Source organism: Klebsiella sp. 18074 (assembly GCF_902705905.1).
Lineage (GTDB): Bacteria > Pseudomonadota > Gammaproteobacteria > Enterobacterales > Enterobacteriaceae > Klebsiella > Klebsiella terrigena.
In genome coordinates, this window is sequence record NZ_CACSIS010000017.1 from 1 (window position 1) to 18,421 (window position 18,421).

Sequence of the window (18,421 nt, forward strand, 5' to 3'; positions counted from 1 at the left end):
GAATCTACTCATGGTTAAATCCTTATCAGTTATGGGGATAACAGATTCGGATTTTCCCATGAGTAGCATTACTGGCAGAGCCAACTTTTTGCTGACCACCTCCATAGGAGGTGGTGTTCATTCAGGTATAAACAGCGGCGCGCCCACCAGGGCGGTCATCGCCCCTGTCGCCAGCTCCTGGGGCGCCACCAGGGTGCGCGCCGCAATATCCGCCAGCACCAGCACCAGGGCGCCAACCGGCGCCGCCAGCGGCAGCGCCAGGCGAATGTCCTCGGTAATCAGCCGCCGCACCACGTGCGGGACCACCAGGCCGACAAAGCCGATAGGCCCGGCAACGGCGACCGCCGAACCGCACAGCAGCGCGATGGCGGCGAGCCCCAGCAGCCGGGTTTGGGCAATTTTCACCCCCAGACCGAGGGCGACCTTATCCCCCAAAGCCAGGACGTTAAGCCGCGGGGCGATGGCGATGGCGACCAGCAGCCCGCCCAGCGCCGGGATCAGCGCCGCGCGCAGCGTCTGCCACTTCAACCCAGCCAGATCGCCCGCCAGCCAGGTGCGCATCGCCAGCAGCGTTTGTTCGTCCAGAATCAGGACAGCCGCGGTCACCGCCGACGCAAAGGCCGAGAGCGCCACCCCGCACAGGGTGATGCGCAGCGGCGTCATGCCGCCGCGTCCGGAGGAGGCCAGCAGCATCACGGCGCCAAACAGCAGCCCTGCGCCACAGGCGGCGGTCAGCGGGCGGCCGAACGCCGCTTCGCCGAGGCCCAGCGCCGAGGTCGCCACCACCGCCAGCGACGCGCCGGCATTGAGGCCGAGAATATGCGGTTCGCCGAGCGGATTGCGGATCACCGTCTGCAGCAGCATGCCCGCGATGCCGAGCGCGGCACCGGTCAGCAGCGCGGCGGCCAGGCGCACGAGGCGTAAATCGATGATAATTCGCTGGTCAAAACTGCGCGGATCGTAATGGAGCAGCGCCTGCAGTATGGTGGGCGGCGCAATCCAGCGCGCCCCCAGCCCCAGATGCACCAGCGAACCGCCGATCAGCAGCAGGGTCAGCACCACCACGGACAGCCGCGGCCGGGCGCGTCGGCGCCGGAGCATCAGCGCGCTGGCGCTCATTGTCCGGCCGCCTGGCGGGCGCGAAAGGGCATAAAGAACGGTTTACCGGTTTGCGGGTTCAGCGACATCTGCACGTCAACGTCAAACACCGTTTTAATCAGCTCCGGCGTACAGGTTTCATTTTCACCAATCACCCCGGCAATGCGCCCCTGCTTAAGAAACACCAGGGTATCGGCATAGTTCACCGCAAAGTTCAGGTCGTGCAGGACGGTGACCACCGTGCGCCCGTGTTCGCGGGTCAGGGTCTGCAGCAGCTCGAGAATATCGACCTGATAGCGCAGATCGAGCCAGGTGGTGGGTTCGTCGAGCAGAATGGTGGCGGTCTGCTGGGCCAGCGCCATCGCTATCCAGCAGCGCTGGCGCTGGCCGCCGGAGAGGCTGTCCACCGGCAGATGGGCGAACTCCGCGGTGCCGGTCAGCGCCAGCGCCTCCTCCACCGCCCGCTCGTCGTCAGCCGACCACTGGCGCATCAGCCCTTGCCAGGGATAGCGCCCGCGCGCGACCAGCTCGAAAACCGTCAATCCTTCCGGGGTGAGCGGCGACTGGGGCAGTATCCCCAGCCGGCGCGATACCGTCCGGGTGGGCAGCTCGTGGATAACCTCACCGTCGAGGCGCACGCTGCCGCCGAGCGGCTTGAGCATTCGGGCGATGGTCGATAGCAGGGTCGATTTCCCGGAGCCGTTGGCCCCGGCCAGTACCGTCATTTTGCCGTGGGGGATCGTCAGATTAATATCGTTGACGATAAGGGTCTGGCCGTATCCGGCCGACAGGGAATCCAGCACAATCCCCTGCTCTGCAGGCATCACCCGCTGTGGCATAACTCGCTCCCGCACCGCAGCGGCGTGGCATCAGGCCCGCACGGACTGCACTCAAACAAAAATACATCTCATTCTCTTTTGATCATGATGTGAATGAATGTAGTAGTCAACACTCTGTTTTACGCGCAGCGAAAAGGCGCTACCTGTCACCTGCCATAGCGGCACAACCTTAATTAAATCCATTAAAAACAGAATGATAAATACTATTTTTGCAATTCATGCCACCGCCAAAACGCCGCTTTCGCCGGCAGCGATTTTTTATCTTACATAACGTTTACTACTACATTGCTACGTGGTTGAATGATTCTCAATTACATATCTGAGCGCCAATTATGGTGGATAACGGATAGATAATATTTTTAAGGGCAATGATTTAATTGGCTTTTTCTGTCCGCAAAGGACGGATTCGTTCACGAGAAACAGACAAATGACGCAATCAACTGTCCCTTTCACGACATTGAAAGGGCGTGCACTTTTTTCACTGATTTTTTTAGGTTCCTTTACCTCTCCGGGGATTATCGCCGCGCAAACCGCGGCGGAAAAAGATAAAAAAGCCGCCGACGAAACCATTACGGTGGTGGCCGACGGCAGCCAGCAGAACGCCACCAGCGGCTATCAGCCGCTCAGCAGCGCGACCGCGACGCTGACCTCAATGCCGCTGCTGGATATCCCGCAGGTGGTTAACACCGTCAGCGATCGGGTGCTGGAAGATCAGCACGTCACCTCGCTTGACGAAGCGCTGTATAACGTCGCCAACGTCGTGCAGACCAATACCCTCGGCGGCACCCAGGACGCCTTTACCCGCCGCGGTTTCGGCGCCAACCGCGACGGTTCTATTATGACCAACGGGCTGCGCACCGTCCTGCCGCGCAGCTTCAACGCCGCCGCCGAGCGCGTGGAGGTGCTGAAAGGCCCAGCCTCGACGCTGTACGGCATTCTCGACCCCGGCGGGCTGATTAACGTGGTGACTAAACGCCCGCAAAAAACCTTCGGCGGCTCGATTTCGGCGACCTCCACCAGCTTTGGCGGCGGCAGCGGCCAGTTTGACGTCACCGGGCCCATCGAAGGGACGCGCCTCGCGTACCGGGTCATCGGCGAATATCAGCGTGAAGACTACTGGCGCAGCTTTGGCAAAGAGAAGAGCAGCTTTATCGCCCCTTCCCTGACCTGGTTTGGCGACCGCGCCACGGTCAACGTGGCGTACTCGCATCGCGACTACAGTACGCCGTTCGATCGCGGGACGATTTTCGATCTCAATACCAAAAAGGCGGTCAACGTCGATCGTAAAACCCGCTTCGACGAGCCGTTCAATATTACCGACGGCTACTCCGATCTGGCGCAGATTAACGCCGAATACCGGCTTAACGAGGCCTGGACCGCCCGCTTTGACTACAGCTACAGCCAGGATCACTACAACGACGATCAGGCGCGGGTCATGGCCTATGATTCGGCCACCGGCGACCTGACCCGCCGCGTGGACGCCACCCACGGCTCAACCCAGAAGATGCACTCGACCCGCGCCGATCTGCAGGGCGACGTGGTGATTGGCGGTTTCTACAACGAGATCCTCAGCGGTATCGCCTACGAGAACTACGATCTGCTGCGCACCGACATGATCCGCTGTAAGAATACCAAGGGATTCAATATCTACAATCCGGTCTACGGCACCGTCGATAAATGCACCAGCGTGTCGGCGTCCGATAGCGATCAGCGCATTCAGCAGGAGAGCTACGCCGCCTACCTGCAGGACGCGCTCTACCTCAACGACAGCTGGATCGCCGTCGCCGGCGTGCGCTACCAGTATTACACCCAGTACGCCGGCAAGGGGCGTCCGTTTAACGTCAATACCGACAGCAGCGACCAGAAGTGGACGCCGAAGTTTGGCCTGGTTTATAAGCTGACGCCGACCATTTCACTGTTCGGTAACGTGGCGCAGTCGTTTATGCCGCAGTCGTCCATCGCCAGCTATATCGGCAACCTGCCGCCGGAAGAGTCCACCTCCTATGAGCTGGGCGCCAAGTTTGAGCTGTTCAGCGGCGTGACTGCCAATATCGCCCTGTTCGATATCGATAAGCGCAACGTGCTGTACAACGAAACGGTCGGGGATGAAACCATTGCCAAAACGGCGGGCAAGGTGCGCTCGCGGGGCGTGGAGATGGACGTCGCCGGGTCGCTCACCGACAACCTGAGCATCATCGCCAGCTACGGCTATACCGACGCCAAGGTGCTCGACGATCCGGACTACGCCGGTAAGCCGATGCCAAACGTGCCAAAACATACCGGCTCGCTGTATATGACCTATGACGTGCATAACGTCTACGCCGGCAATACCCTGACGCTCGGCGCGGGAGGACACGCGGTCAGCAAGCGTTCCGCCACCAACGGCGCGGACTATTACCTGCCGGGGTACGGCGTCGCGGACGCGTTCGCCGCCTACAAGATGAAGCTGCAGTATCCGGTCACCCTGCAGGTTAACGTCAAAAACCTGTTCGATAAGACCTACTACACCTCTTCGGTCGGCACCAATAACCTGGGCAACCAGATTGGCGACCCGCGCGAAGTGCAGTTTACGGTGAAGATGGACTTTTAAGCGCCTGACGCTCTCCCGCGCAGCGCAGCGTTGCCGCCGGGAGAGACTCCCCATCGCCAATCCTACCAGTCCTCCGCCTGGCCCAGGATGCGCAAAATGTCCTGCCGATGACCGACCAGCTGCGGATTATCACGGTGGCGCGGGAAGGGCAGCGGCAGCGTAAATTCGGCAATAATTCGCCCCGGACGGGGCGACATCACCAGCACCCTTTCGCACAGCAGCAGCGCCTCTTCGATATCGTGCGTCACCAGCAGGCTGGTATAGCCCTGCTGCTGCCAAAGCGCGATCAGCTCGCGCTGCATGCCGATGCGCGTCAGGGAATCCAGCTTGCCTAAGGGCTCATCGAGCAACAGCAGCCGCGGCTCATTGAGCAGCGCCCGCGCCAGCGCCGCCCGCTGGGCCATCCCGCCGGAGAGCTGACGCGGCCAGGCGGCGCTAAACGCCTCCAGCCCCATCCGCGCAATCAGCGCGTCGGCCTTTGGCTCCAGCCCTTTCCTCCCCTGCGCCTGCGGCCCGAGCAGCACGTTTTGCCGCACCGTCAGCCACGGATAGAGGGTTGGGTCCTGAAACACCAGGATCCGCTCCGGCCCCGGGGGGCCCATGCGGCGGTCGTCGATCTGCACCTGCCCGCTCTGCAGCACCTCCAGCCCCGCCAGCAGCCGCAACAGGGTGGATTTCCCGCAGCCGGACGGCCCCAGCAGCGCCACGCTCTCTCCGGGGCGCAACCGCAGGCTGATATTCTCCAGCACCGGCACCGTCTGGCGGCCCAGCGCAAAGGCGTGGCTCAGATGGGCGATGTCGATGGCCGCACCGGCCGGCGTCGCCGTAGTCGCGGTCGTTACCATGTCATGCCTCCCCGCTGCCAGCTCAGCAGCCGGTCGCGTAAAATAAACAGTCCGCTAATCAGGCCGGAACAGAGAAAGGCCATCACCAGCAGCGCGGCGTACATGTTGGGATAGGCCGCCCAGCCCTGCGCCCACTGCAGATAGAAGCCGATCCCCGATTTAACGCCGACCATCTCGGCGACGATCAGCACCGAAAACGAGGCGCCTAATCCCATAAACAGCCCAACGAAAACGTTCGGCAGCGCGGCGGGAATGGCCACCCGCAGGATCAGAAAACGCTGGCTGGCCCCCAGCGTGCGCGCCACGTCGTACCAGGCTTTGTCGATGCTCACCACCCCGGACCACGTCAGTACGGTGACCGGAAACCAGGTGCTGAGGGCAATTAAAAAGACGCTGGCCCCGAAGCTGGAAGGGAAGATAAACAGGCACAGCGGCAGTAGCGCCGTTGACGGCACCGGCCCGAGCAGGCGCAGCACCGGATGCAGCCAGTAGCCAATGCGCTGCGACCAGCCAATGGCCAGCCCGCTGATAAAGCCGCTGGACGTTCCGAGCAGCACCCCGAGGCTCAGCAGGCCCAGCGAGTGCAGCAGGCTATCGAGCAGGCGCGGCCAGTCGTCATACAGGACTTCGATCAGCGCCTGCGGTGGGGCAAAAAACGGCACCGGCAGCAGCGCGGATTTCGCCGTCAGCCACTCCCACAGGCCAAACAGCACCGGCAGCAGCGCCAGCCATTTCCCGGCATGCTGCAGGCGCCCGCCCCGCTGGCGCCAGTAGCGGTAGCTCAGCGCCAGCAGCAGAAGCCCACCGGCGATCGCCAACTGCGTCAGCGCCCAGCCTTCGCTGTAGGGCCAGCGCCGCCCGGCATCCGGCCACCTCAGGGTAAAAAGCCCGCCCGCCAGCCATAGCGCGGCGGCCAGCGCGCCTTCAGCCCACAGCGCTCCGCCGGCCCGAGGCCGCGACAGCGCCTGCTCAGGCGAATACGTTGGCATAGATACTCTCCGCAAACTGATGAGGATCGGTCCCGGGCTTGATCACCTGCACCCGCTGCAGGTCAATGGCGTACTGGGTCAGCTCTTTGACGAACGCCTCGCCGACGGCGTGGTGGCCGTGGCCCTGGCCGTGAAGGATCCCCGAGACCTCGGCCTCATTGGTATTCAGCGCGTGGGCCATAAACGCCTGCGCCACGCTTTCCGGGTGGGCCGAAGCGTAGCTGTGCGCCTCCAGAATGGCCTGGGTCAGCGCGGCGGCGGCCGGCTTATGGTCCCGCGCCAGCGATCCGCTCACCCCCAGCACGCAGCAGCTCAAGTTGGCGTAATCCCCGCTCATATTGCTGGCGATCAGCTGATACTTGCCGGTCTCCAGCAGGCGATAGCTAAAGGGTTCGCTGCCGCTGATGGCGGCAATCTCGCGCTTGTCGAGCGCCACGCTCAGCAGATCGGCGGGATAGACCTTCCACTGCACGTCGCTGAGCGGATCGATCCCGTGACGTTTGAGCAAAATGGCGAAGAAATTTTTATCCGGGCCGGCCATATCGGTCACCCCGATAGTCTGCCCCTTCAGGCTCTCGAGGCCGCCAAACGGCGAATTTTTTGCCGTCAGCAGATTCAGGCAGCCGCCGTGCGTCCCGGCGGTGAGCTTGACGTCAAAGCCCTGCTCCAACGCCTTCAGCCAGCGCAGCGCCATCCCGACGCCAGCGTCCGCCTTGCCGGTAGCTATCGCCTCCAGCAGAACGTCGGTCGAGTTACCAAAATTAACGAACTCCACGTCGAGATTGTACTTGCTGAAAAACTTCTGCTGCTCGGCCACCGCGACCGGGGCAAGGCACACCGCGCTTTTGTTGATCGCCAGCCTGATTTTGTAGGGTTCGGCCAGGCGCAGCGCCGGGTTTTCCCCCTCGGCGGGCATCGCCGCCATATCGTGCGCCCACAGCGGCCAGGCCGTCGCCGCCAATGCCGTACCGGCGCTCAGCTGAAGAAAACGGCGGCGGGAAAAAGAGGTCTGGATCATGGCGTGGTCTCCTGAGGCGCGGTTCGCGCGGGGACGGTAAAGCCGTCATCAAAGGTCGGCGTGACGTCCAGCCTGGCGCGGATCAGCCCGTTGGCCTGATAAAAATCGGCGGTGGCCTGCTGCTGGTCGACGATCCGCGAGTCCAGGCGCTGCCACTGCGATTGCCGGTTCGCGAACTGCGCCCGGGCGATCTCCGGCGGGAAACGAATGATCTCCCCGAGGGTTTTGCCGTAGCTGTCCAGATTGGCATAGGCCCAGCGCTCGGCGCCCGCCAGGCGATGCAGATAGTCCTGCAGCGCCGCCCGCTTAGCCGGATCCTTAAGGCTGGCGTCGGTGGCCGCAAGGAAGGTGTTGCCGGGCAGCAGCCCCTTGCCGCTGACCAGAATTTGCCCCTCGGCGGTTTTCACCATCTGGGTGGTGTAGGGCTCCCAGGTCGCCCAGGCATCCACCGATCCGTTAAGCAATGCCACTTTGGCATCCACCGGGCCGAGGAAGACCCACTGCACGTCCCCGGGCGATATCCCCGCCTGCTCCAGCGCCTTGAGGGCGACAAAGTGGCCGATGGACCCCTTCCCGGTCGCGATGCGTTTGCCCTTTAAGTCCGCCGCGCTTTTCAGCGGGCTGCCCGGCGGGACCAGCACCGCGGTGCCGGCGGGGTTGCTTTTATCGACGGCGATCGCCTTTACCGGCGCACCGTTGGCGAGGGCGAAGAGTAGCGGCGCATCGCCGATAATCCCGGCATCAACCGCACCGGCGTTCAGCGCTTCCGCCAGCGGCGCGGCGGCGGGAAACTCCGCCCACTTGATATCGTAGTTCAGGTTTTGCAACGCATTCGCGGCTTCAAGCTGCGAGCGCATGCCGCCCTTTTGATCGGCAATGCGCAGGGTGACGCGCTCCTGCGCCGCCGCATGGGCGCTCAGCGCCAGCAGCACGAGCGCCGCGGCTAAAGGGGTTCTCTTTCGTTCGCGCATGGTGATTATCCTTATAATTGAAAAGCCTGTTTGCCCGCCGCCTGCCAGGCGCTGTCGCTCTGCGGCGTATGCACCCGCCCGCACAGCACGTTGCGATAGTGACGCTCCAGAGGATGCTGGCGGCTGAGCCCGTGATTGCCGGTGAGCTCCAGCGCCAGGCTAACCGCCGAAATGGCGTTGTCGGTGATGGTCACCTTCGCCAGATTGGCTTCAGCGGTGGTAAATCCCAGCTCGGCCGCCCGCTGCAGCAGGCAGCGGTTGGTCAGCAGCGCGCCCTCGATCTGCCCGACTTTTTCCTGCACCCGCGGCAGCTGGCTCAGCGGCTGCCCAAGGCTTCCCGGGATACGTGAACGCAGCCAGCCCAGCAGCCAGTCGCACGCGGCGCGGGCGACGCTGTCGTAAATGGCCGCCAGCAGCGCCGCGTGGCGGTTGGCAAACAGCCGCGTCTGTTCGGCATTCGGCCCCGGCGGCGTCGCCGCGGGCCAGGTCTCCACCGCGCTCTCCGGCGCCAGCAGCACGTTACGAAAGAGTGCTTCATGGCTGCCGGTGGCGCGCATGCCGGCGTGATCCCAGCTTTTAATAATAGTGACACCGTCACTTTTTGCCGGCACCAGCCAGGTCCCCACCCACGGGTCGGGGTCATCGCTTCGCGCCCAGACCGCCAGCCAGCTCAGCCCCTCAACGCCGGTGGTGTAGAGCTTGTGGCCGTTGAGCCGCCAGCCCTGCGCGGTGCGGGTGGCGACGGTTTGCGGCAGGCCGCCGCGCGCCGGGGAACCGAGCTCTGGCTCAACCCGCAGGCTGTTGATCAGCCCCCCGCGTTCGACGGCGTCGCGAAAGACCCGCTCGCGCAGCGGCTCCGCCCAGCCTTCGCTCTCCGCCAGCCGCAGATGGTGCAGATACTGCATGCAGACGATCAGCGCCGTCGCCGGCTCGCCCCACGCGATAGCGGAAATCGCCTCCTGCAGCTGCGGGAGATCCGCCTGCGCGCCGCCGTAGCGCCGCGGCGTGGCCAGGCTCAGAAAGCCCTCCCGGTACAGCAGGTCGAGGTTATGGCGGGGAAATTCGCCGCTCTGGTCTAGTTCCGCCGCCCGTTCCGCCATCTGTCGGCGGATATTCGTCAGCCGCTGCGGCCAGCTGGCCGTCGGCTGAGGCGAAGCCTGGGGAGGCGTGTTCACGATACTCGCGCCTTAGCCGCCCGCAGCGCCGCCTTTTCGCGGGCGATCGGCAGCAGCGCCTTGCCGTACTCCTGCGCATCGTTGAGCGGGTCGAAGCCGCGGATCAGGAAGTTGTGTACCCCGAGGTCGTAGTAGTCGAGCAGCGCGTCGGCAACCTGTTCCGCCGTGCCCACCAGCGCGGTGGAGTTATGTCCGCCGCCCACCAGCTTCGCAATGCCGGTCCACAGGCGCTTGTCCACCACGTTCCCCTGCTCCGCCGTCGCCCGCAGGCGCTGGGCGCCGACGCTCTCCGGCTTGGCCTTAAATCCACCGTCGGTCTGCGCCGCGCGCTCGGAGGCAACGTGTAAAATATGCTCGGCTTTTTCCCAGGCCTGCGCTTCGCTATCGGCGATAATCGGTCGGAAGGAGACGCTGAAGTCAATTTCGCGCTGATGCTTTGCCGCTTCAGCCCGCACCCGTTTCACCGTCTCCTGGGTTTGTCCCAGCGATTCGCCCCACAGGGCAAAGACGTCGGCGTGCTTACCGGCCACCCGAATGGCAGCCTCTGAAGAGCCGCCAAAATAGAGCGGAATATGCGGTTTTTGCAGCGGACGAATGGCCGACCATGCCTGCTCGGCCTGGTAGAACTCGTTGGCGATATCGACCGGCTGCTCTGCGGTCCAGATTTTGCGTACCGTCTCAAGGAAGGCGTCGGTGCGCGCATAGCGCTGGTCGTGATTGAGATAGTCGCCGTCGCGCCGCTGTTCGGCATCGTTGCCGCCGCTGATAATATGCACCGCGAGGCGCCCGCCGAGCAGGTGCTCAAGGGTGGCGAATTTACGCGCGGCGAGCGTGGGCGAGACAAAACCCGGGCGGTGGGCGAGCAGAAAGCTGATTTTTTGCGTCGACAGCCCGGCCAGGGCGGTAACCAGAAAGCCATCGGGCTGATCGGACCAATGCCCCACCAGCAGCCGGTCAAAGCCGGCGGCCTCGTGAGCCTGAGCAAAACGAACGATATAGTCGCGGTCAAAAATCGGCCCTGCCGGGGCGATAGTTTCGGACGCGAGACGGTGGCCGATCATGCCGAGAAACTGAATGCTCATACAAACTCCTTGGGTCAGGGTAACGGGCCGGCCGCGGCGGCGGCGCAATATCGTTACCCTATACATCGGAGATTAATGAACAAAATGCATTTTTATCATATCCTAATATGCCAAATAAGCATTTAGATAAATTACAGCTATTTTTCAGTCATATAAAGCCAGCTTCTGGACGATTTTGGCGGCAAAAAAAGTCAGCGGCTGCTGGAGATTAGCCAGATTCTGGGCGCTGATTTGCCACAGGCAGACCGCGGGCTGGAAATCGGCCAGCGCCAGGATACTAATCTCATCGCGCCACGGGCTGGCTGCCAGCGCCGCCCGGGGGACGATGCCCAATCCCAACCCCTGAGCCACCAGGCCAATCTGCAGCTGGGCCCCCGCGGTCTCGGTATTCAGCTGCAGCCGCAGCCCCTGGGCCTGCAGCTCGCGGATCAATCCCGCCCGCAGCCCGCAGCCGTCGGGATTGAGCACCCAGCCGTGCGCCGCGCACTCCCGCAGCGCCCCGGCGGAGAGGCGCAGGCTCCTGCCGGCAATCACCACGATATCCAGCGGGCAGAGCAGCCGCCCGCTGTAGCCCTCCGCGAAGGCCTGCTGCGCCGGGCCCATCGCCAGCACGCCGTCAAGCTCGACGCTCTCCAGGCGCTTCTGCAGCTGGCCGCTCCAGCCGCAGGTCACCTGCGGCTGGAGGTGCGGGAACTGCTGATGCAGCGCCGTCAGCGCCGGCTGGAGGGCGATTTCCGCCACGCTTTGCGGCAGGCCAAGGCGCAGAACGCCGCGCGGCTCCGCCTCCGGGTCCAGCAGCCCGTAGAGCTTTTTGGTTTCCCGCTTGATGGTCAGGCACTGCTCGTAGACGCGATGCCCGGCGGCGGTCAGGGTCAGCGGCCGGGTCTGCCGCTCCAGCAGGGTCACGTTCAGCGTCTGCTCCAGCCGCTGCAGCCGACGGGTGATCGCCGACTGGGTAATGCCCAGATACTCCGCCGCCTGATTCAGGGAGGAGTACTGCACGGTGGCTAACAGGGCGTCAATGTCATCAATGCGCATAGATTCCTTAGAGTCGGCCTCGCCAAACTCTTAATGTTTATTTTGCATATTAATATATGCGGAAATTGCATTTAAATAATATTAACGCCTTTGTTAGCGTATTGACCAGTCCCCCTGACAGGAACCGATGATGAGCACATCCCGACTGGAAAAATTACGCCATTTTATTCAAGACGTTGACGTCCTGCATCGCGAGATCGGCCGGCCGGAGCCGCTGCTGAACGCGGTGGCCCTGCGGCTGGCGGCGCTGGTGAAGCAGGATGACTGGCTGCCGGACGAGTACGCCCTGCCGCATCCCCACCATTATCAGCAGTATCTGCTGCACGCCGACTCCGGGCAGCGCTTTTCAATCGTCAGCTTCGTCTGGGGACCGGGACAGTCGACGCCGATCCACGACCACCGGGTGTGGGGCGCGATCGGCATGCTGCGCGGGGCGGAGGAGAATCAGCGCTACCGCCTCGACGACGCCGGCACGCCGGTGGCTGACGGTATAGCCCAGCGCCTCTCCCCCGGCGAGGTCGAGAAAGTCTCCGCCCGCGACGGCGATATTCACCGGGTCAGCAACGCGCTGGCGGATAGCGTGTCCGTCAGCATCCACGTTTACGGCGGCAATATCGGCGCCGTCAGGCGCGCCGTGTATACCCCGGAAGGACTCAGCAAACCCTTTATCTCCGGCTACTCCAACCGCCATTTACCCAATCTCTGGGATCTCTCTAAGGATAATTAATATGCCCGAACACTCCCTACGCCAGGCCGCACAGATCCGCCAGGCGCTGCTCGACGGCGCGGAGCTGGCGCTGATCGACGTGCGTGAAGAAGCGCACTTCGCCACCGCGCATCCGCTGTTCGCCGCAAACCTGCCGCTCAGTAAGCTGGAGCTGGAAATCAGCCGCCGGGTGCCGCGCCTGACGACGCCGATAACCGTTTACGATAACGGTGAAGGTCTTGCAATCGTCGCTCTCGAACACCTGCGCGACTGGGGCTACCGGGACGTTGCCCTGCTCGACGAGGGGCTGGCGGGCTGGCAGCGCAGCGGCGGAGAGCTGTTTCAGGACGTCAACTCCCCGAGCAAAGCGTTTGGCGAGCTGGTTGAGAGCCAGCGCCACACGCCTTCGCTGAGCGCGCAGGAGGTGCAGGCGCTAATTGACGGCCCGCAGCCGGTGGTGGTGCTAGACGCCCGACGCTTCGATGAGTATCAGACCATGAGTATTCCCGGCAGCATCAGCGTTCCCGGCGGCGAGCTGGCGCTACGGGTTGACGGCCTCGTAGGCTCGGAGCAGACGCCGATCGTGGTTAACTGCGCGGGACGCACCCGCAGCATTATCGGCGCCCAGTCGCTGCGCAACGCCGGAGTGCGTAATCCGGTCTACGCCCTGCGTAACGGCACCATCGGCTGGACGCTGGCCGGACTGGCGCTGGAGCACGGCCAGCAGCGGCGCTATGACCCGGCGCAGCAGCCATCGACCGCGCGGCGCCAGCAGGTGCGCGCGCTGGCCGAAAGCGCCGGGGTGGCGTTTATTGATGAGACTACGCTGCAGCGCTGGCGATGCCAGGAGGATCGCACCACCTATCTGTTCGACGTCCGCAGCCCGGAGGAGTACGCCGCCGGCCACCTGCCCGGCAGTCTTAGCGCTCCCGGCGGACAGCTGGTGCAGGAGACCGACCACCACGCCAGCGTGCGCGGCGCGCGGATCGTCGCACTGGACGATGACGGCGTTCGCGCGGCCATCACCGCTTCGTGGCTGGCGCAGATGGGCTGGGAGGTCGCGGTACTGCGCGAAACGAATCCGGCAGCGTTTAGCGAGCGCGGCGTACCGGCAGCCAGCGTCCCGCCGGCCCCGGTAGCGAAAGAGATCGCCCCCCAGCGGCTGGCGGAGCTGCTGAATGAACCGGGCACCGTGGTGCTGGATTTCACCACCAGCGCCAACTACGCGGCGCGGCATATTCCCGGCGCCTGGTGGCTGGTGCGCTCCGAACTCAGGCAGGCGCTGGAGGCGATCCCGCCCGCCGAGCACTACGTGCTCACCTGCGGCAGCAGCTTGCTTGCGCGTTACGCCGTCACCGAAGTCGCGGCGCTCACCGGTAAGCCGGTAGAGCTGCTGCGCGGCGGCACGCAGGCGTGGATAGCGGCGGACCTGCCGCTGGAACGGGGCAATACGCGCCTGGCGAGCGAAGCCAGCGACCGCTATCGCCGCCCGTACGAGGGAACGGATAACTCTTCCGAGGCGATGCAGGCCTATCTGGACTGGGAGTTCGGGCTCGTCGATCAGCTGGCGCGCGACGCCAGCCACGGCTTTAGGGTGCGCTAGCCGGCGCTGCCGTTCTCGCGGTCAGGCGCACGCATAATCCACGAGTACTGGAAGCTTTTCGCTGCCGGGAAATGGGTGCGCCGCCGGAACGAGCCCAGCGTCTGCGGCGTGCAGTAGGTGCAGCTTCCCAGCCACTCGACGTTTTCATCCGCCACGCCGGCGCGCTGCAGCAGCAGCCGGGCAAAAGCCCGCAGATCGAACCACAAATTATCCGCCTCCGTCCCCCGGGCCTGCTCCGCTCTGGCTGGCTGCGCGGGGCGCTGATGGAACAGGAGGTCACGATGCTGCCACGCCAGCTCCCCCGCCGGCATCGCCAGCAGGGTCTGATAAAATTCGCCGGAGACTTCATAGCAGCAGGCGTGGATATGCGGCCCGATCGCCACCACTATCTCCTCCGGCGTCACCCGATGCTGGCGGAACAGCGCGAGGCTGTTTTCGACGATGCCGCTCGCCGCGCCGCGCCAGCCGGCGTGGACGCTGCAGACGTAGCGCCCGTCGCGGGAGGCCATCAGCATCGGCAGGCAGTCCGCGGTCACCACCCCCACCTTCTGCCCGCTCAGGGCGGTGAACACCGCGTCGGCGTGCGGCCGTTCGGCCAACGGGACCTGATAGTGATGGACAACGTTGCCGTGCACCAGCTTAACCGGCGCCATCTCGGCATAGGGGAAGGCGGCGGTCTCGTGCACGTCGAGGAAGGCGTGGCGGATGCCGGGAATAGCGCTTAATAACCGGGATTGAAAGGACATGATGGCGGTAAAATGAATTAATGATGATTTACCGTATGCCAAAGTTAGCGGATGCGCAAGGCGGCTGCCCGGCAGGGGAAAATGTTAAAACATCTTGATCTTAAGGGGTACAGACGACGTTTAGCGTTGCTTCCGCCAACGCTATATATTTTAATACACAACGATTCTTTACTCTCTAACCGAGCCGCCTATGTCCACACTACCTCGTTTCTTACTCAGCCTGACGCTGGTCGCCAGCACGCTGTTTGCCGCGAACGCCTTTGCCGATCGCACCCTCACCGACCAGACCGGGCGTGAAGTCACCCTGCCGGATCGCGTTAACCGCGTCGTCGTGCTCCAGCACCAGACTCTGAACCTGCTGGTGCAGCTTAACGCCGCCGACGACGTTGTCGGTGTCATGAGCAGCTGGAAAAAGCAGCTCGGCCCAGCTTTTGCGCGCTTTATGCCCGCCATCGAAGGTCTGCCAACGCCGGGGGATTTAACCCAGGTCAATATAGAAAGCCTGCTGGCGCTGCACCCGCAGGTGGTGTTCGTCGCCAACTACGCGCCCCAGGCGATGATTCAGCAGATTCAGAATGCCGGGATCCCGGTTGTCGCCGTGTCGCTGCGCCAGGACGCCGAGGGTGAAAAGAACAAAATGAACCCGTCGATGGCCGACGAAGAGCAGGCCTATAGCGAAGGATTGAAACAGGGTATTCGCCTGATTGGCGAGGTGGTTAATCGCCAGGTCCAGGCGGAAGAGCTGATTCGCTACACCTTCAGCGCCCGGGCGCAAGCCAACGCCCCGGTTGCCGACATTCCCAACGACCAGCGGGTGCGGGTCTATATGGCTAACCCCGATCTCAATACCTACGGCTCCGGGAAGTATACCGGCCTGATGATGAAGCACGCGGGCGCGCTGAACGTGGCGGCTGCCTCGGTGAAGGGCGCCCGCCAGGTCTCGCTGGAGCAGGTGCTGCAGTGGAACCCGCAGGTGATCTTTGTCCAGGACCGCTATCCGGAAGTGGTAAAACAAATTAACAGCGACCCGCAGTGGCAAGGGATCGACGCGGTGAAAAACCATCGCGTGTGGCTGATGCCGGAATACGCCAAGGCCTGGGGCTACCCGATGCCGGAAGCGCTGGCGATCGGCGAACTGTGGATGGCGAAAAAGCTCTATCCGTCCCGCTATAGCACCGTCGACGTCGACGCCAGGGCGCAGGACTATTACCAGCGCTTCTACCGCGTAAAATGGACGCCGGATGCTCAGTAATCGTCATCCGGCCCTGCTGCAGGGCGGGCTGGCGCTGGCAACGCTGCTGATTGCCGTGACGTCACTCTGTTTAGGCCAGTACCCGCTGAGCCTCGGCGAAGTCTTTCGCCAACTGGGCCACCTGTCGCCCGCCGACGGCGTGGCCGGGCAGATTGTCTGGTCGGTGCGGCTGCCGCGGGTGGTGATGGCGCTGCTGGCCGGCGGCGCGCTGGGGCTGTGCGGGGCCACGCTGCAGGGGGTATTTCAAAACCCGCTGGTCGACCCGCATATCATCGGTGTGACCTCCGGATCCGCTTTCGGCGGAACCCTGGCCATCCTCTTAGGCCTCGACACGCTGCTGATGATGGCCTCAACCTTCGGGTTTGGCCTGCTGGCGCTGATGCTGGTGTATCTGATTGCCGCGCTGCAGGGGCGGGAAAATACCCTGGTGCTGATCCTCTCGGGCATTATCCTCAGCGGCTTTTTTGCCGCCCTGGTCAGCCTGATGCAGTATCTGGCCGATAGCGAAGAGACGCTGCCGAATATCGTCTTCTGGCTGCTGGGCAGCTTCGCCACCGCCAATTGGCATAAGGTGCTGCTGATGGCGCTGCCGATTATCGCCGCCGCAACCCTGCTCTATCGGCTGCGCTGGCGAATTAACCTGCTGGCGCTGGAGGAGAAGGACGCCCGCGGGCTGGGCGTATCGGTCGCCGCGCTGCGGCGCAGCGTGCTGGTCTGCTGCGCCGTGCTGGTGGCCGCGCAGGTGGCGGTCAGCGGCAGCATCGCCTGGGTCGGGCTGGTTATCCCGCACCTTGCGCGTCTGCTGGTCGGCGCCGACCATCGACGCCTGCTGCCAACCGCCTTCTGGCTCGGCGGCGGCTTTATGGTGGTGGTGGACAGCCTGGCCCGCACCTTAACTCAGGCGGAGATCCCGATCGGGATTATCACCGCCCTGCTCGGTGCGCCGCTGTTTAGCTGGCTGCTTTTCCATTCGCGCCACCGAGGAACCGCCTGATGGAAGTCTCCCTTAGCCTGACGCAGCTGCTCTATGGTCATCGTCAGCCTCTGTTTGCCCCGCTTAGCCTGCGCTGCCGCTCCGGAGAAGTCTGGGCGATATTGGGCGCTAACGGGCGCGGAAAAAGCACGCTGCTTGATACGCTGACCGGCGTGCTGGCGCCGCTCGGTGGCCGGTTTGAGTCGATCGGCGGCACCGCTATCGTGCCGCAGTCTTTTCGCCCGGCGTTTAGCTGGCAGGTACAGGAGGTGGTGCTGATGGGCCGGGCTCGCCACGTCGATCTGTTTGCCCAGCCCGGCGCCGAGGACCGACGGCAGGTGCAGGAGGCGCTGCGCCAGCTGGGGATTGCGCATCTGGCGGCCGCCGCCTTTCGCGCGCTCTCCGGCGGCCAGCAGCAGCTGGTGCTGATCGCCCGCGCGCTGGTGGGCGCCAGCCAAAATATCCTGCTTGACGAGCCCTGCTCGGCGCTGGATCTCGCCAACCAGCAGGTGGTGCTGCAACTGATTAGCGATCTGGCGCACCGTCAGACGCGCACGGTGCTGTTCACCACCCACGATCCGACCCACGCCCTGCAAATAGCCAGCCACACGTTACTCCTGCTGCCCGAGGGCGAATGGCTGGCAGGAGAGTCCGCCGAGGTGCTGAGCGAAGCCAATCTGCAGCGCGCCTACGGTTTACCGGTCCGCAAAATCGACCACCCCGGATCGGCCGTACCGCTGCTGGCGCCGCAGTTTACGATCCGCCGATGAGCGACAAAAAGCCCGCCGCGCGCAGGAAGCCCTGCCCCTCGTCGCCGAGAATAAAGCGGCAGAGCCGCTGCGCGTCGGCGCTCTCTTCGGTCAGCGTCAGGTAGTAGTCGGCGCGCACGTTCCACGGCGGCGGAATGACAACGCAGCGCAGCGCGTCGCTGGCCGGCATCTGGCTGGCGTAGTGGGCGTAGCCGATGAACAGGTCCGCTAACCCTTCGCCAATCAGCCAGGCTGCCGCCGTGCTGCCCGGCGGGACCTGGAGCGAATCCCTGCCCCCCACCAGCTGCTGCGCGCGGGCCATCATCTGCCGTCCGGCTCCCGGATAGCTGGCCTCAATTCGTGCGAACAGCTGCCAGGTGTAATCGCCAGAGGGATCGCAGCCCGGCGTTGAGGTCGCCAGCCGCAGCTGCGGGTCGCGGAGCAGCGTCAGCCAGTCGGCCTCCTCGCCGGCGGCGGTTCGTCGTACGGTGATCATCAGCCGGTTAGCCGCGAACGCCCGGCACTCGCCCGCCAGACCCGCCTGCCGCAGCGCCTGCGGATGCTGGCCGTTGGCGGAGGCGAAAACCGAGCAGCGCTCCCCGGCCTCAATTCGCTCGCGCAGCAGGCCCGCGGGACCAAAATGCGCCTCGACCTCAATGTCGGTAAGCTGATGAAAACGCGCCAGCAGTGGGACAAAGGCGCCTTTCAGGCTCCCCGCCGCCAGCAGAACGATACGCGGTGTCATAG

General features: G+C 64.0%; 17 protein-coding genes. 6 read left to right on the plus strand and 11 right to left on the minus strand.

Features of this window, described 5'->3' with window-relative positions; all coding sequences use genetic code 11:
* Nucleotides 1-117: 117 nt before the first annotated feature.
* On the minus strand, nt 118-1,119 hold the full coding sequence (locus GVK32_RS17125) for an iron ABC transporter permease (protein WP_159871040.1): 1,002 nt from the start codon (nt 1,117-1,119) through the stop codon (nt 118-120).
* Nucleotides 1,116-1,937 carry an ABC transporter ATP-binding protein gene (locus tag GVK32_RS17130; protein ID WP_159871043.1) on the minus strand — a complete coding sequence of 274 codons (822 nt, stop codon included), beginning with the start codon at nt 1,935-1,937 and terminating at the stop codon, nt 1,116-1,118. The genes GVK32_RS17125 and GVK32_RS17130 overlap by 4 nt, the downstream gene beginning before the upstream one ends.
* A gap of 427 nt (nt 1,938-2,364) precedes the next feature.
* Between GVK32_RS17130 and GVK32_RS17135 the strand changes: the two genes are divergently transcribed.
* Complete coding sequence (locus GVK32_RS17135) at nt 2,365-4,527, plus strand: TonB-dependent siderophore receptor (RefSeq protein WP_159871046.1); 2,163 nt, start codon at nt 2,365-2,367, stop codon at nt 4,525-4,527.
* A 62-nt stretch (nt 4,528-4,589) separates the two neighbouring features.
* Here the strand turns inward: GVK32_RS17135 and GVK32_RS17140 are convergent, their stop codons facing one another.
* The 7 genes from GVK32_RS17140 to GVK32_RS17170 all read right to left on the minus strand — a co-directional run bounded on the left by GVK32_RS17140 (nt 4,590) and on the right by GVK32_RS17170 (nt 11,645).
* Complete coding sequence (locus GVK32_RS17140; RefSeq protein WP_159871049.1) at nt 4,590-5,372, minus strand: ABC transporter ATP-binding protein; 783 nt, start codon at nt 5,370-5,372, stop codon at nt 4,590-4,592.
* A complete protein-coding gene (locus GVK32_RS17145; RefSeq protein ID WP_159871052.1) occupies nt 5,366-6,361 on the minus strand; it encodes an ABC transporter permease in 996 nt (331 codons plus the stop codon). Before GVK32_RS17145 ends, GVK32_RS17140 begins: the two co-directional genes overlap by 7 nt.
* On the minus strand, nt 6,342-7,379 hold the full coding sequence (locus tag GVK32_RS17150) for an ABC transporter substrate-binding protein (protein ID WP_159871055.1): 1,038 nt from the start codon (nt 7,377-7,379) through the stop codon (nt 6,342-6,344). Before GVK32_RS17150 ends, GVK32_RS17145 begins: the two co-directional genes overlap by 20 nt.
* Complete coding sequence (locus GVK32_RS17155; RefSeq protein ID WP_159871059.1) at nt 7,376-8,350, minus strand: ABC transporter substrate-binding protein; 975 nt, start codon at nt 8,348-8,350, stop codon at nt 7,376-7,378. Before GVK32_RS17155 ends, GVK32_RS17150 begins: the two co-directional genes overlap by 4 nt.
* An 11-nt stretch (nt 8,351-8,361) precedes the next feature.
* Complete coding sequence (locus GVK32_RS17160; protein ID WP_159871249.1) at nt 8,362-9,450, minus strand: acyl-CoA dehydrogenase family protein; 1,089 nt, start codon at nt 9,448-9,450, stop codon at nt 8,362-8,364.
* 71 nt (nt 9,451-9,521) lie between these two features.
* Entirely contained in the window at nt 9,522-10,607 is a 1,086-nt protein-coding gene (locus GVK32_RS17165) for an LLM class flavin-dependent oxidoreductase (RefSeq protein WP_041146013.1), read from the minus strand.
* A gap of 144 nt (nt 10,608-10,751) precedes the next feature.
* Nucleotides 10,752-11,645, minus strand: coding sequence for a LysR family transcriptional regulator (locus GVK32_RS17170; RefSeq protein ID WP_159871062.1), 894 nt, complete (start codon nt 11,643-11,645; stop codon nt 10,752-10,754).
* A 130-nt stretch (nt 11,646-11,775) separates the two neighbouring features.
* Here GVK32_RS17170 and GVK32_RS17175 point away from each other — a divergent pair, with 130 nt between their 5' ends.
* Complete coding sequence (locus tag GVK32_RS17175) at nt 11,776-12,372, plus strand: cysteine dioxygenase (RefSeq protein ID WP_159871065.1); 597 nt, start codon at nt 11,776-11,778, stop codon at nt 12,370-12,372.
* Nucleotide 12,373: 1 nt separating this feature from the next.
* On the plus strand, nt 12,374-13,954 hold the full coding sequence (locus tag GVK32_RS17180; RefSeq protein ID WP_159871068.1) for a rhodanese homology domain-containing protein: 1,581 nt from the start codon (nt 12,374-12,376) through the stop codon (nt 13,952-13,954).
* On the opposite strand, the gene GVK32_RS17185 is transcribed toward GVK32_RS17180, so the two are convergent.
* Complete coding sequence (locus tag GVK32_RS17185; protein ID WP_159871071.1) at nt 13,951-14,700, minus strand: polyphenol oxidase family protein; 750 nt, start codon at nt 14,698-14,700, stop codon at nt 13,951-13,953. The genes GVK32_RS17180 and GVK32_RS17185 overlap by 4 nt on opposite strands.
* A gap of 190 nt (nt 14,701-14,890) precedes the next feature.
* Here GVK32_RS17185 and GVK32_RS17190 point away from each other — a divergent pair, with 190 nt between their 5' ends.
* Genes GVK32_RS17190 through GVK32_RS17200 form a run of 3 tightly spaced genes read left to right on the plus strand, consistent with a single transcriptional unit; the run spans nt 14,891 to nt 17,695 of the window.
* On the plus strand, nt 14,891-15,952 hold the full coding sequence (locus GVK32_RS17190; RefSeq protein ID WP_159871074.1) for an ABC transporter substrate-binding protein: 1,062 nt from the start codon (nt 14,891-14,893) through the stop codon (nt 15,950-15,952).
* Entirely contained in the window at nt 15,942-16,946 is a 1,005-nt protein-coding gene (locus tag GVK32_RS17195) for an iron ABC transporter permease (protein WP_128877962.1), read from the plus strand. Before GVK32_RS17190 ends, GVK32_RS17195 begins: the two co-directional genes overlap by 11 nt.
* The gene (locus tag GVK32_RS17200; protein ID WP_132514081.1) at nt 16,946-17,695 is read left to right on the plus strand and encodes an ABC transporter ATP-binding protein; all 750 of its coding nucleotides are present in this window, start codon (nt 16,946-16,948) and stop codon (nt 17,693-17,695) included. The genes GVK32_RS17195 and GVK32_RS17200 overlap by 1 nt, the downstream gene beginning before the upstream one ends.
* On the opposite strand, the gene GVK32_RS17205 is transcribed toward GVK32_RS17200, so the two are convergent.
* The gene (locus tag GVK32_RS17205) at nt 17,679-18,419 is read right to left on the minus strand and encodes a substrate-binding domain-containing protein (protein ID WP_159871077.1); all 741 of its coding nucleotides are present in this window, start codon (nt 18,417-18,419) and stop codon (nt 17,679-17,681) included. The two genes, GVK32_RS17200 and GVK32_RS17205, sit on opposite strands and share 17 nt — an antisense overlap.
* Nucleotides 18,420-18,421 lie beyond the last annotated feature (2 nt).